The organism is Lysobacter changpingensis (genome assembly GCF_017308985.1).
Lineage (GTDB): Bacteria > Pseudomonadota > Gammaproteobacteria > Xanthomonadales > Xanthomonadaceae > Lysobacter_J > Lysobacter_J changpingensis.
In genome coordinates, this window is the sequence record NZ_JADWPE010000003.1 from 616,106 (window position 1) to 630,386 (window position 14,281).

At 64.2% G+C, this 14,281-nt stretch carries 8 protein-coding genes; 4 read left to right on the forward strand and 4 right to left on the reverse strand.

Annotated features, from left to right (window positions below; translation table 11 throughout):
• Positions 1-8: 8 nt before the first annotated feature.
• The 3 genes from I4U41_RS09730 to I4U41_RS09740 form a co-directional block, all read right to left on the reverse strand.
• A complete protein-coding gene (locus I4U41_RS09730) occupies positions 9-923 on the reverse strand; it encodes a nucleotidyltransferase domain-containing protein (RefSeq protein ID WP_206860941.1) in 915 nt (304 codons plus the stop codon).
• Positions 913-2,280 carry a deoxyguanosinetriphosphate triphosphohydrolase family protein gene (locus I4U41_RS09735; RefSeq protein WP_206860942.1) on the reverse strand — a complete coding sequence of 456 codons (1,368 nt, stop codon included), beginning with the start codon at positions 2,278-2,280 and terminating at the stop codon, positions 913-915. The genes I4U41_RS09730 and I4U41_RS09735 overlap by 11 nt, the downstream gene beginning before the upstream one ends.
• 137 nt (positions 2,281-2,417) lie before the next feature.
• On the reverse strand, positions 2,418-5,861 hold the full coding sequence (locus I4U41_RS09740; RefSeq protein WP_206860943.1) for a methylmalonyl-CoA mutase family protein: 3,444 nt from the start codon (positions 5,859-5,861) through the stop codon (positions 2,418-2,420).
• A 309-nt stretch (positions 5,862-6,170) separates the two neighbouring features.
• Between I4U41_RS09740 and I4U41_RS09745 the strand changes: the two genes are divergently transcribed.
• The 4 genes from I4U41_RS09745 (at position 6,171) to I4U41_RS09760 (ending at position 11,219) form a co-directional block, all read left to right on the forward strand.
• Complete coding sequence (locus I4U41_RS09745; protein ID WP_206860944.1) at positions 6,171-7,436, forward strand: 2OG-Fe(II) oxygenase; 1,266 nt, start codon at positions 6,171-6,173, stop codon at positions 7,434-7,436.
• Between the two features lie 203 nt (positions 7,437-7,639).
• Positions 7,640-8,743 carry a Glu/Leu/Phe/Val dehydrogenase gene (locus tag I4U41_RS09750; protein ID WP_206860945.1) on the forward strand — a complete coding sequence of 368 codons (1,104 nt, stop codon included), beginning with the start codon at positions 7,640-7,642 and terminating at the stop codon, positions 8,741-8,743.
• A gap of 447 nt (positions 8,744-9,190) precedes the next feature.
• Complete coding sequence (locus tag I4U41_RS09755; protein ID WP_206860946.1) at positions 9,191-9,898, forward strand: carbonic anhydrase family protein; 708 nt, start codon at positions 9,191-9,193, stop codon at positions 9,896-9,898.
• A gap of 163 nt (positions 9,899-10,061) precedes the next feature.
• Positions 10,062-11,219 carry an isovaleryl-CoA dehydrogenase gene (locus I4U41_RS09760; RefSeq protein ID WP_206860947.1) on the forward strand — a complete coding sequence of 386 codons (1,158 nt, stop codon included), beginning with the start codon at positions 10,062-10,064 and terminating at the stop codon, positions 11,217-11,219.
• Positions 11,220-11,283: 64 nt separating this feature from the next.
• On the opposite strand, the gene I4U41_RS09765 is transcribed toward I4U41_RS09760, so the two are convergent.
• The gene (locus I4U41_RS09765) at positions 11,284-14,208 is read right to left on the reverse strand and encodes an autotransporter domain-containing protein (RefSeq protein ID WP_206860948.1); all 2,925 of its coding nucleotides are present in this window, start codon (positions 14,206-14,208) and stop codon (positions 11,284-11,286) included.
• Positions 14,209-14,281 lie beyond the last annotated feature (73 nt).

Genomic DNA, 14,281 nt, shown 5'->3' on the forward strand with positions numbered 1-14,281 from the left:
CCACCCAACTAAGACGCACGTAGCTGCCTTTGCAATGCGAGATCCAGCTGTTTCCACGAAGCCCCATCCCCACGATGGGCCAGCTCCGAAGTTGCCGCCGCAAAGCGCTGATCCACCGTTGCTTCTTGACGCATTCCTGACAAAGCAAAAAGACGATAGACAACGGGCTCTATCACGGTATTTCCGTAGCTACCGAGCTCCGCCTTCTGGAGTTCTTCAAGGGAGTACAGGGTTGTGCATCGTTCAAGATAGGCAACCGCAGTGCGCCCCACACTCTTTGCATCTTTAGACGAAAGATGTCTAAAAACCCGAACAGCCATCCCAAGTGGGTTTGGATTCTGCTCGAGAACGATGTCGAGTGATCGATCACGTAGCTCTTCTAAGTACGTCGGCCCGCATATGAAGCGCTTCGTCCTCCAATCCATAAGGATTGCGTCCCAGTTCAGGACCGTTGTCTTTGTTAACGATTCGACTCCCGAGTAAGCAACCAGCCCCTGTCTGATTGCCCAAGTTTCCTCAGCATTCCAGATATCTATTGGCCACTCACCTGCATAGAGCCGGTATCCCCCGAACTTGTTCTTGCGTGCACCAAGGTGCTCGAGGTAAGCGGCAAAGTACTTCCAGTCACCTTCAACGACAATGTCAACGTCCGAGTTGAATCCCTTTCTCCCAAACAGCGCCAAGTCACGCAGCATCCCGCCGAAGAGATAGATCTCTCCAACGGGAAGGGACGCCGCGAGAAAGTCGATGAATCCCGTAAGGGTTGACTGGGGAATTGGAACATCAGACCTTCCCATCTCTAACTGAAGAGGCAACTCCTGCTGCTTTGGATCGCGCGCCAGCTTTGCACTGCTAAATAGACGCCGAACTCGCGCGCGCAAGATTTCCAGCGACCCAGCCGATTTCACGGTTTCAACTTGCATTGGCTAAGCTCTTAAGTTCCCTATGCCTCTTTAGAAGATAACTTTCCGTCATGCCAGAAACCGTGTCACAGATCAGCTGCCGCTTGTCGAAATCCGACTTCGCTGATGACTCGTAAACACGCCGATAGTTCTCCGACACGGAGCCGTAGACGTAGCGTCCAAACGGACACGTTCCTTTATCGCCATCATCCAACGAGTCCCATAGCATATCCATCGTCGACTGGATGTAGTTGTGCCCCTGGAGCTCCAGACGCAGCACTTCGCGATGCTGAAATCCATAGCGACGATCGAACGTCTTAACAACCTTGCAGAACTGGCCTACGTCTGAGGCTTTGATCAACTCGAACCCAGGATCCGGCTCGCCCGACATGATCCTCCCCAGGTTAGCGACGAAGGCCTCCGTCGCAGCCTGCACCATCCTAGATATAGCGATCGCCCTGAAAACCTGCATTGAGACATCGTTGAGTTCGCGAGAACTCAATGAGGCCTGCTTGAAGGAGAGGTTCTCTGCTCTCGCACGACTGATAATGTCCTTTGATACAGGATCGTCCGCCTCACTCTCGATGAAATCCATGAGGTCGTAGAATGAGGCGCAGGCCTTCTTCACTGTGTCCTCAGCGTCAATCACTGAGTAAGCAATGTCATCGCATGCCTCCATAACAACTGTCAGCGGATGGCGCACTCCCGGCAACAGCCCTGTGTGGGTCCAGACTTCATCCGCTATTGCTTTTTCGCTACTGAACACGCCCCACTTCTTGTAGCCCATTCGATCCTCGCCGTAGACGACTGGATACTTGATCAAAGCCGCAAGCGTGCCGACAGTCAGATTCAGCCCGAAATCGTCATTCAGAACCTGCAAGCGGGTGAGCAGTCTGAATGTCTGAGCATTTCCGTCAAACTTCAGGAAGTCCGCCTCGATTTCCATACCATCGCGCTCAGCCAAGGCGCGGAACCAATCCTGCATCGACGCCTCACCCTGATGACCGAAAGGCGGATTTCCCAGATCATGGGCCAAACCCACGGCCGCGAGTAGCGCCGGCACGTTCCGCTTTACCTTTAGACGCTCATGATCAGGACCGAACACTTCTTCGGCGTGATCAAACGCCAATCTCATGCCGATACTTCTCGCCAGATTGCTGACTTCATGCGAGTGAGTCAGGCGCGTCCTGACGGAATCATGCTCCTCCATTGGGAAGACTTGCGTTTTGTCAGCGAGCCTCCTCGTGGGAGCAGCAAAGAGAATGCGGTCGTAGTCGCGCTCAAACTCTTCGCGCCCGACGGCCGTCCCGAGGGACCTGGTCTTACCAGCGATTGCCTTCCGCCTTGATCCATTCAAAAGCTTTTCCCAAATCAACATAGCGCCTCCCTTGTCCTTGCTGTCTCGGCCGCATCACCTGCAACCTTCCGTCTCGACTCGTGCACCTAACCACTTGTCACATCACTTATAGCGAAAGGCCCGCGTGTTCGCGGGCCCTCCAAGGTCGTGAGACTGACTTACATATTCCGCCGGTATTCTCCACCGACGTCATAAAGCGCATGGCTGATCTGCCCAAGGCTATGCGTCTTAACCGCCTCCATCAAACTGGCAAACACATTCCGCCGCTCCCGCGCCGTCGCCTGTAGCGCCTTCAAGCCCTCGGGCGCGTAACCGTTGCGGTTGCCCTGGTAGCCGGCGACGTTATCGATCTGCTGGCCCTTTTCGCTTTCGGTGGAGCGGATCAGTTCGATCTCGGTGACGATGTCGCCGCCGTGGTTCTTCGGCAGGAAGGTGTTCACGCCGATCAGCGGCAGGGTGCCATCGTGCTTCTTGTGCTCGTAGTACAGGCTTTCTTCCTGGATCTTGCCGCGCTGGTACATGGTGTCCATGGCGCCCAGCACGCCGCCGCGCTCGCTGATGGCTTCGAATTCCTTGTAGACGGCCTCTTCGACGATGTCGGTGAGCTTGTCGACGATGAAGCTGCCCTGCCAGGGGTTCTCGTTGAAGTTGAGCCCCAGTTCCTTGTTGATGATCATCTGGATGGCGACGGCGCGACGCACGCTTTCTTCGGTCGGCGTGGTGATGGCTTCGTCGTACGCGTTGGTGTGCAGGCTGTTGCAGTTGTCGAACAGCGCGTACAGCGCCTGCAACGTGGTGCGGATGTCGTTGAACTGGATTTCCTGCGCGTGCAGCGACCGGCCGCTGGTCTGGATGTGGTACTTCATCATCTGGCTGCGCGCGGAAGCGCCGTAGCGCTCGCGCATGGCACGCGCCCAGATGCGGCGGGCAACGCGGCCGATGACGGTGTATTCCGGGTCCATGCCGTTACTGAAGAAGAACGACAGGTTGGGCGCGAAGTCGTCGATCTTCATGCCGCGCGCGAGGTAGTACTCCACGATCGTGAAGCCGTTGCTGAGCGTGAAAGCCAGCTGGCTGATCGGGTTCGCCCCGGCCTCGGCGATGTGATAACCGCTGATGGACACCGAGTAGAAATTGCGGACATTCTTGTCCACGAAGTACTGCTGGATGTCGCCCATCATGCGCAGGGCGAACTCGGTGCTGAAGATGCAGGTGTTCTGCGCCTGGTCCTCTTTCAGGATGTCGGCCTGCACGGTGCCGCGCACGGTGGCCAGCGTCTGCGCCTTGATGTTGGCGTAGGTTTCGGCGTCGATGATCTGGTCGCCGGTCACGCCGAGCAGGCCCAGGCCGAGGCCGTCGTTGCCTTCGGGGAGCATGCCGCTGTATTCGGGGCGTTTCTTGCCTTCGAACAGTTTTTCGATCTTGTCGTGCGCCTCATTCCAGCGCGCGTCATCGCTTCGCAGGTACTTCTCGACCTGCTGGTCGATGGCGGTGTTCATGAACATCGCCAGGATGATCGGCGCCGGGCCGTTGATGGTCATCGACACCGAGGTGCTCGGCGCGCACAGGTCGAAGCCGGAGTACAGCTTCTTCATGTCGTCCAGCGTGGCGATGTTGACGCCGGAGTTGCCGATCTTGCCGAAGATGTCCGGGCGTACGGCGGGGTCTTCGCCGTAGAGCGTGACGCTGTCGAACGCGGTGGACAGGCGCGCGGCCGGCTGGCCGACGGACAGGTAATGGAAGCGGCGGTTGGTGCGCTCCGGCGTGCCTTCGCCGGCGAACATGCGGATGGGATCCTCGCCGGTGCGGCGGTACGGATACACGCCGCCGGTGTACGGGTAGTAGCCCGGCAGGTTTTCCTTCTGCAGGAAGGTCAGCAGCTCGCCCCAGCTCTTGTAGGTGGGCGCGGCGATCTTCGGGATCTTCTGATGGCTCAGCGATTCGCGGTAGTTCTCGACGCGGATCGTCTTGTCGCGGACCTTGTATTCGTTGACTTCGTCGGTGATCGACTTCAGGCGCGCGGGCCAGTCGCGCAGCAGCTTCAGCGCCTCGGACGTGAGCGACTGCACGGCGTCGTTGTAGCGCTGGCGCAGGGTGAGGAGCGTCTTGTCGCCGCCGCTGGTGAGGGCGTCGCCGGCGTACAGGTCGAGCGCCTTCGGCAGGCTTTCGTCGCCCAGATCGTTCAGCGACTGCCAGTAACTCTGCGCGCGATCGGCGACTTCCGCCTGCGTCTCGATCTTCGCGTTGATGCTGCGGCCCTGCTCGGCGATCTCGGCCAGATACCGCACGCGGGCGCCCGGAATCAGCACGGTGGCGCGCGGCTCCTTCAGCGAGGTGTCGATCTCCGGCGTCCACTTCTCGGCCGGCAGCTGGAGCTTGTCGCGCAGCAGGCGGCACAGGTTGGCGAACATCCAGCTGATGCCGGGGTCGTTGAACTGCGAGGCGATGGTCGGATAGACCGGCACGTCCTCGTCCTTCGTCTGGAAGGCGACGCGGTTGCGCTTCCACTGCTTGCGCACGTCGCGCAGGGCGTCTTCGGCGCCGCGCTTGTCGAACTTGTTGAGCACCACGAGCTCGGCGAAGTCGAGCATGTCGATCTTCTCCAGCTGGCTCGGCGCGCCGAAGTCGCTGGTCATGACGTACATCGGGAAATCGACGAGATCGACGATTTCAGAATCCGACTGGCCGATGCCGGCGGTTTCGACGATGACCAGGTCATAGCCCAGGCCCTTGAGGAACCCGATGCAGTCCTTCAGCACGGTGTTGGTGGCGGCGTGCTGGCGGCGCGTGGCCATCGAACGCATGTAGACGCGCTTGCTGCGCAGCGAGTTCATGCGGATGCGGTCGCCCAGCAGCGCGCCACCGGTGCGGCGACGCGTGGGGTCGACGGAGATCACGGCGATGCGCATCTCCGGGAACGCGGCGAGGAAACGGTTGAGCAGTTCGTCGGTGACGGACGACTTGCCGGCGCCTCCGGTGCCGGTGATGCCGATGACGGGCGTCTTGCCGCCGGCCAGCTGCCACTGCTTGCGAAGGTGCGCGAGCTGGGCGTCGTCGAAGATGCCCTCCTCGATGGCGCTGAGGGTGTGGCCGATGCTGATTTCGTCGTCGATGTCGGCGGTCTTGTCGGGATGCTGCGCGGACTTGCGCGCATCGCCGGCGCGGCGGATGACGTCCTCGATCATCGCAACGAGGCCCATGTGCATGCCGTCGTTGGGGTGGTAGATGCGCTCGACGCCGTAGGCCTGGAGTTCGCGGATTTCTTCCGGCGTGATCGTGCCGCCGCCGCCGCCGAAGACGCGGATGTGGCCGGCACCGCGCTCTTTGAGCATGTCGACCATGTACTTGAAGTACTCAACGTGGCCGCCCTGGTAGGACGACAGCGCGATGCCGTCGGCATCCTCCTGCAGCGCGGCGCGGACGACGTCTTCCACCGAGCGGTTGTGGCCCAGGTGGATGACTTCCGCCCCCTGCCCCTGGATCAGGCGCCGCATGATGTTGATGGCGGCGTCGTGCCCGTCGAACAGGCTGGCGGCGGTGACGAACCGCAGCGGGCTGGTCTCGGGGGCGGTTTCGGGCAGGTTGCTGGCGGGGGTGCTCATTGCGCTCAGATACGGAAACGATCGAATCCGTATTGTAGCCCGAGGGGGATTAGGGGCTTGTTGTGCGGCGCGGGATCGACCGGCGTGGCCTTTGGCCTTTGCAGCCCGGGGAAGCGCCAGCGCACCCGGGAGCCGCCGGCCGCCTCCCCGGGTGCGCTTCGCTTACCCGGGCTACAGGAGCTCGTCATCCCGGGGAAGGCTGGGGGCAAGGCTGTCACGCGTGCATACGAATCACCGCAGCAACCGACCCGTTCGGCAAAGTCGAACTCCCTTTCTGGCTACACTCGCCCTCCCACCTCGCGAGCCGCCATGAACCAGGACGCCGCCCTGCTCGACCTTCGCCGGCGCGCACACGACGGGGCGCCGCAGGCGTTGTACCAGCTCGCTTCCGCGCTGGTCGCGCGACACGAGCTGGACGAGGCGCTCACCCTGCACCGCCGCGCGGCGGAAGCGGGGCTGGCGAACGCGCAGATCGAATACGCGCGCATGCTGATGTACGGCGTGGGCTGCGATGCCGAACCGGTGCGCGCCGCCGAATGGCTGCTGCGCGCGGAAGCATCGGGCAGCCCGATCGCGTCCTATTTCCTTGCCCTGATGTCGCTCGGCGGGCGCACGCTGCCGCGCGATGGACGCATCAACGAGCGCGTGCTTCGCGCGGTGCGCGCCGACTATCCGCCCGCGCTGCGTGCGGCGGCGGTGCATTTCGGCCGCAAGGCGCATCCGGCCGACCAGCTGCGCTGCCTGCAGTTGCTGGAACGCGCGACGTCGCTGGGCGACGTGATCGCGGCCAGGCTGTTCCTCGAACGCCTCGCGCGCGGCGAAGGCGACAAGCCGCAACCCGACGCCGCGCACGAACTGCGCGTGCAGCTGCGCGCGCGAGGCATCAAGGCGCTGCCCGACATCGCGGTGCCGGAGTACGCACCGAACGTCTCCGCGCCCGGCGTGCTGTCGATGGAAGACGTGCTGGAGCCGGTCGCGCTGGCATCGCGCGCCACGCGCCCGCGCGTTTCCACCGTGGACGGCCTGCTCAGTGCGGAGGAATGCCGGCTGCTGATCGCAAACGCCGAAGTGCACCTGCAACGCTCGCGCACGGTCGATCCGGAAACCGGATTGCCGATTGAGCAGGAAATCCGCACCAGCAGCGATGCGGCGTTCGACGCGATCCTCGAGGATCTCGCGCTGCGCGCCGTGCAACTGCGCATGGCGAGCGCGGCCGGCGTGCCGCTGGATCACGCCGAACATCTCGTCGTGCTGCGCTACGAACCCGGCCAGGAATACCGCCCGCATCGCGATTACCGGCCGCCGAGTTCGATCGAGCGCGACCGTCCGCAGGCCGGCAATCGCCTGCGCACGATCTGCGTGTACCTCAACGACGTCGAAGCCGGCGGGCAGACCGAATTCCCGATCGCCGCGTTGAAGGTGGAACCGCGGCCGGGACGCGCGGTGGTGTTCGACAACCTGCACGCGGACGGCACGCCGGATGCGGATTCGCTGCACGCGGGGCTTCCGGTCGAACGCGGCGAGAAGTGGCTGGCCACGCTGTGGCTGCGCCAGGCGCCGTACCGCGACTTCTGAACGACGGCTGCTGAATGGGCGGCGCCCGGCAAGCCGTCCGTCGGCATGCCTGTCCCACTTCGCCGATTGGATTAGACTGTCGCGCCTGCGGCGGGGTCATGACCCAAAGTCGCAGAGGCGATTCCATTTCGATTCAACGACTTACCCATCACAGTTGGCGTAAAGCGCGATGCGCAACTCCTCGCGCCAACGCGGAGCACCCGATGATTTTCGAAACCCTGGACACCTTCGGCCACGAGCAGGTCGTGTTTTGCCACAACAAGGACGCGGGCCTGAAGGCCATCATCGCGATCCATAACACCGTGCTCGGTCCGGCCCTCGGCGGTACGCGCATGTGGCCGTACAAGACCGAGCAGGATGCGCTCAACGACGTGCTCCGCCTCTCGCGCGGCATGACCTACAAGAACGCGGTCGCCGGCCTGAACATCGGCGGCGGCAAGGCGGTGATCATCGGCGATCCGGCCGCCGACAAGTCCGAGGCGCTGTTCCGCGCGTTCGGCCAGTTCGTCGAATCGCTGGGCGGCCGTTACATCACGGCCGAAGACGTCGGCATCGACGTCAACGACATGGAATACGTGTACCGCGAGACCGAGTACGTCACCGGCGTGCACCAGGTCCACGGCGGTTCGGGCGATCCGTCGCCGTTCACCGCGTACGGCACGCTGCAGGGCCTGATGGCCACGCTGAACAAGCGTTTCGGCGACGAGGAAGTCGGCAAGTACTCCTACGCCGTGCAGGGCCTGGGCCATGTCGGCATGGAGTTCGTGAAGCTGCTCAAGGAGCGCGGCGCGAAGATCTTCGTCACCGACATCAACAAGGGCCTGGTCGACAAGGCCGTGTCCGAGTACGGCGCCGAGGCCGTGGGCCTGGACGAGATCTACGACGTCCCGGCCGACGTGTACTCGCCGTGCGCGCTGGGCGGCACCGTCAACGAGAACACCCTGCCGCGCCTGAAGGCGAAGGTGATCTGCGGCGCGGCCAACAACCAGCTGGCCAACAACGCCATCGGCGACGAAGTGGCCAAGCGCGGCATCCTGTACGCGCCGGACTACGCGGTGAACGCGGGCGGCGTGATGAACGTGGCGCTGGAACTCGACGGCTACAACCGCGAGCGCGCCATGCGCATGATGCGCACGATTTACCACAACCTCGCGCGCATCTTCGAGATCGCCGAGCGTGACGCGATCCCGACCTACCGCGCGGCCGATCGTCTGGCCGAAGAGCGCATCACGGCCATCGGCAAGCTGAAGCTGCCGCTGGGGCGTTCGGCGCCGCGGTTCCAGGGTCGCATTCGCGGCGGGCACTGATTTTCCAGTCGAGACTGGAAAATCCCCAAAGTTTGCATTCGCAAACTTCGGGCCCCAGCAGTCTTCCTCCAAATCCCTGCCGCTGCCGCGGCGCCCCCTTTACCAAAGGGGGCTATCGCTTCCGACGGGGTGCAGGAGCCGCATCGCAATGCTTCGAGAAACGCCCGGCTTGTCCGGGCGTTTTCTTTTGTGCGGCGATTGTGCGGTGCATTCTTCCGGCCATTTCACCGGGTCGTACCGTCTCCCGTCGTCATTCCGGCGGAAGCCGGGACCCAGGCTCGTTGCGTCGCGGGTCGCGCATGTCGCTCACGTCTTGCCGTGACGGCCTGAATCCCGGCTTTCGCCTGGATGAGGACCGATTGCGACCCACGGCCTTTTTCAGGCAATTCCGAAAGACGCCGCATTGCGCTCGGCGCACAGTGGCACTCCCCACACTGGAGTGCTCCCATGCGCCTCGCCAAGCCCCTCGCCGCGCTTTGCTTCGCCGCCGCATTCGCGGCCCATGCCGGCGACGGCCGCATCGATTACGACCACCAGGAAAAATGGCAGGCCGCGCACGACATGTCGCAGTCGCCCATCGACATCGTCACGCACGACGCCATCGACGCGCAGGCCGACGAACCGCAAACGCTGGTGTTCACGCATACGCGCGCGCCGATGGAGGCGGTCGACAACGGCCACGCGGTGGAAGTGGAAACCCATTCCACCGACGCCACCATCCGCGGCCGGCACTTCACGCTGACGCAGTTCCATTTCCACGCCGCCAGCGAACACACCATCGACGGCAGGCATTACCCGCTGGAAGGCCATTACGTCTTCAAGGCGCAGGACGGGCGCCTGGCCGTCGTCGGCGTGATGTACGAGGTGGGCAGGCCGAACGCGCAGGCGCAGGCCGTGCTGGACAGCCTGGCGCACAGGCAGAACGCGCCGCACGAGGTCGACATCGACGCGCTGCTGCCGAAGCCGCGTGGCTACTACCATTACCTGGGCTCGCTGACCACGCCGCCGCTGACCGAGAACGTGGAGTGGTACGTGCTGCCCGCGCCGGTGACGATGTCGCAAAAGCAGATGGATGCGTTCCTGGCGCATTACCGCCACAACAACCGCAACGTGCAGCCGCGCAACGGCCGGCCGGTGGTGCATTTCCGGGGCTGATCGCCGCTTCCATCGCGCGTCCGGCGCCCCGCACCGTTGCGTACGGTTGCGGGGCAGCCTGTTTTTATTGCACCGCACGACGACCGTTTCACCGCGCACCACTAGAATTGGCGTATCTCGCGCGGGCTGCGACCGCGCCACCCTTTCGAACTCAAGGATTCCCATGCGCCCTTTCCCTCTCGGTGACGAAATCGATGCCCTGCGCGACGCCGTGCGACGTTTCGCCGAGGCCGAGATCGCACCGCGCGCGGCGCAGATCGACGAGGAGAACTGGTTCCCGCAGGACCTGTGGCCGAAGCTCGGCGAGATGGGCCTGCTCGGCATGACCGTTCCGGGCGAGTACGGCGGCAGCGAGATGGGCTACCTCGCGCATCTGGTCGCGATGGAGGAGATCTCGCGCGCGTCCGGTTCCGTCGGCCTGAGCTACGGCGCGCATTCGAACCTGTGCGTCAGCAACCTGTACGCCAACGGCAACGATGCGCAGCGGCGGAAATACCTGCCGAAGCTGTGCAGCGGCGAATGGAAGGGCGCGCTGGCGATGAGCGAACCGGGGGCGGGTTCGGACGTGGTCGGCTCGATGAGTTGCCGCGCCGAACTTCGCGACGGCGTGTGGATCGCCAACGGCAACAAGATGTGGATCACCAACGGCCCCGAGGCCGACGTGCTGATCGTCTACATGCGCACCGCCGGCAAGGACGCGGGCAGCCAGTGCATGACGGCCTTCATCGTCGAGAAGGGCATGAAGGGGTTCTCCACCGCGCAGAAGCTCGACAAGCTCGGCATGCGCGGTTCGAACACCTGCGAGCTGGTGTTCGACAACTGCGAGATTCCCGCCGAAAACGTGCTGGGCGAAGTGAACCGCGGCGTGAAGGTGCTGATGCGCGGCCTCAACACCGAGCGCCTGGTGCTGACCGGCGGGCCGATCGGCCTGATGCAGGCGGCGCTCGACATCGCCCTGCCCTATGTGCGCGAACGCAAGCAGTTCAACGCGGCCATCGGCACGTTCGGGCTGATGCAGGGCAAGATCGCAGACATGTACACCGCGCTGCAGTCCAGCCGTGCGTTCGCCTACCAGGTGGCGCGCGATTTCGATGCCGGCCACAGCAGCCGCGTCGATGCCGCATCGTGCCTGCTGCATGCCTCCGAAGCGGCGGTGCAGGTCGCGCTGGAAGGCATCCAGGCGCTGGGCGGCAACGGCTACATCAACGAATTCCCGACCGGCCGCATCCTGCGCGACGCGAAGCTCTATGCGATCGGCGCGGGCACGAACGAAATCCGCCGGATGCTGATCGGGCGCGAGTTGTTCGAAGAGCGGCACTGAGCCGCAACGTCTTTACTGTCGCAACGAAACGGCCGCCGGAAGACGGCCGTTTCGCCTTGCGCGGTCAGAACGCCGTGATCCATGTCGCCATCGCGCCGGTCCACTGCTCGCCGTCGCCGTAGCGGCTGTCGAGATCGAGTCGCACCGTGCCGCGCGCGCCGAAGCCGGCTTCCAGTCCGAGGCCGAACAGGCCCACATCGCGATCCAGCCCGTCGGCGACGATCGGCGCCCACGCATCCATGCCGGTGAAACGCGCATGGATCGAGGCGTCGGATTGCGACAGCAGGCGCTGCCACTCGAGCCGGCCACTGAGCGTCCAGCGGTTGGAGCGCGTTCCCCACGCATGGCTCCAGCGCGCGCCCGCCAGCGCCTGCAACGCGGACATCGAGGCATCGTCCGATGTCAGGCCGAAGCCCGACGCGCCTTCCTCGCTGAAACCTTCGCGCGCCAGCTGCAAGGCCTGCACGCCGAGGTAGGGCGTGATCACGCTTGCGCCGAACGGGATGCGTCGTCCGGACTGCAACGCGAGTGCGCCGTAACGGTGCGCGTAATCGCTGGACACGCGATACGACGCATCGCCCAGCCACACTTCGCGCTGCAACCAGCGCTGCATGTGGCCGAACGCGGCCGAACCGAGCAGGTAACCGCCCTCGCCCAGCGTCCACGAGGCGTACACCTGCGCGTCGACCTGACGGTTGCGTTCGCGATCGAACCGCTGCGAATGCCAGGCGTCGCCGTCGGTCTGCGCGAGCGACGCGCCGATGGTCATGCCGTCGCGACCGGGCTGGTCGAAGCCGAGCGTCCAGCCATGGGTGTTCACGTCGAAGGAGGACCAGCCACGCATGCCATCCATGCGATGCGACCACGCACCGGGCTGCGCGCCTGAATCGAGTGCATCCAGACGCGATTCGAGCGCTTGGTGGTTCCCGTCGATGGCCATCATCGCAAATGCGGTGTCCATGTCGTGGAGCTCGCCGGAAAGGCTGGACAGCGAGCGGTCCAGCTGCGCCACCGACCTGACCGACTGGAATGCAGCCGCGCCCTCAAGCGTTGCCGCGGCTACGGCTTCACCGTCGGCGAGTTCGCGATCCAGCGCGCCGAGCGCGTCGTCGATGCGTTGCGCGCTGCCCAGCGCCGTCGCTTCCAGCCCCGTCGCGGTTGCTACGCTGGTGGTCTGCGCGCGGATCACGTCGAGCCAGACCGTGGTGGCGTTCTGCCCGATGTTCGCCTCGATCAGCAGATTGCCGGCATAGGGGTACGCGCTGCTGAAGGCGCCCGTGATGCCGCCATCGGCGATGAGCACCGTGCTTCGTCCGGGTGCGACGTAGCCTTCCTTGTATCCGGCCAGCAGGATGGGGCCCTGGATCGTCGCGGTGCCGGCGAAGTGCGCCGGCGGCTCGCCCAGTATGTAGACCAGCGCACCCCCGCTTTCCTGCGTGTAGTTGCCCTCGAACGAAACCGTATTGCCATAGTCCATGTACTGGAAGAAGGAGCGGTTGCGGATATCGCCCTGGATGACGGTCGGAGGGTTGAAGGTGGTCGGGGTGACATAGAGCCAGCCGTTATCGATGTTCAGATCGCCCGCGATCGTGCCCCCCATGATCTGCACCGAGCCCCCGCTCTCGATCGTGATCGAGGAGGACTTCAGCGATTTTTCCACCGTGAGCGCCGCGGCAACCACACGCGTGGGACCTTCATAGGTCATTTCACCGAACAGATCCAGATGCGCGTGGTTTCCTGAAACGCCTCCACGGACGGTGAGGCCGCCCGGCCCGGAAATGGGATTGGCGAAACTGTAGTAATCGGTCGTCGCCATCTGGACCAGCCAGTCTTCCTCGAATCGAGTCGGTCCGGCCACAGCCTTGGCGACATCCAGCAGGCCCCAGCCAAAGACCGGATCGACGCCACGGTCTCCCAGGTCCTTCGCGGTCGTCAGCAGGACCTGCTGCACCTGTTCCTCGGTAAAGCCGGGGAAGCGCTCCCACACCAACGCCGCCGCACCGGCCACCTGCGCCGCGGCGTAATCAGTGCCGCGTACGGTGCGCAGCCTGGTCGTCTCGGCGGTATGACCCTCGGCAGGCACCATGACGTCGCCTGGCGCCGTCATGCAGTACGCCATCGTCGCACCGCATGCGTTCGAATAGGTCGCCAGTTGCGAAGGAGCGGTTGAGTCGACCGCCGCCACGTTGATCCAGTGCTTTTGCAGCGCAGCAGGATCGAGCCCGAGGTCCGGTCGGGCAGCCAGCTGCGGCAACGATGCGAACTGCGACGGCTCCGCCTTCTGGTCGTCGCCGGTCGGAGCGACGATCAGATGCTGGTCGAGGACATCAAACGAAGCGACCAGGTCCGTGGATGTCCGCGGATCGGACCAGTGGAGCCGGCTGCCGGAGATATCGACGATGCGCCCTTTGTCGGCGCTCCATGCCATGGCCTGGCGCCATGCATCGTTCACGGCGAACGACTGTCGCGCGTCCTGATCGGTAAGTGCGTCCTCGTACGTGCGTACCGAGTACAGGTCGGCGCGGGGCGCGATGCCGCGCGGCCATCCGCCAACCGGGCTGCCCGCGGCAATCTGCGCGACCGAGGTGCCGTGGCCGATCGCATCATCGACGCTCAGGTCGTTGCGTGCGGCATCCACCGCCACCATCGAATCCTTCACCCGCCCGGCCAGCGCAAGGTCGTTGCGTTTCAACCCGGAATCGAAGAACACGATCCCCTGCCCGGCTCCGGTGAGTCCCGCCCGCTGCGCGTCGTACGTGTTCGTCAAGTACAGATGCGCGTCGATCGCATTGGGCGCGGGTGCGACCGGAGGCGTCGTGGGCGTTGTGGGGTCGGTCGGCGTGACCGGATCGGGCGCACTCGGCGCCGGAGGCGGATCGCTGCGCACGTTCCCGCCACCGCCACCACCCCCACACCCCACCAGTCCCGTGATGCAAAGTCCCAGCATCACGCCGCGCGCCAGCGGCGCGCGATTCGGCACACGTTCCATGTCTTCTCCCCTGCGGACGGAGCCGCCCCCCGGCGACCTCCCCGCACGCTCGCGCTAGTGAATCACGACGGCC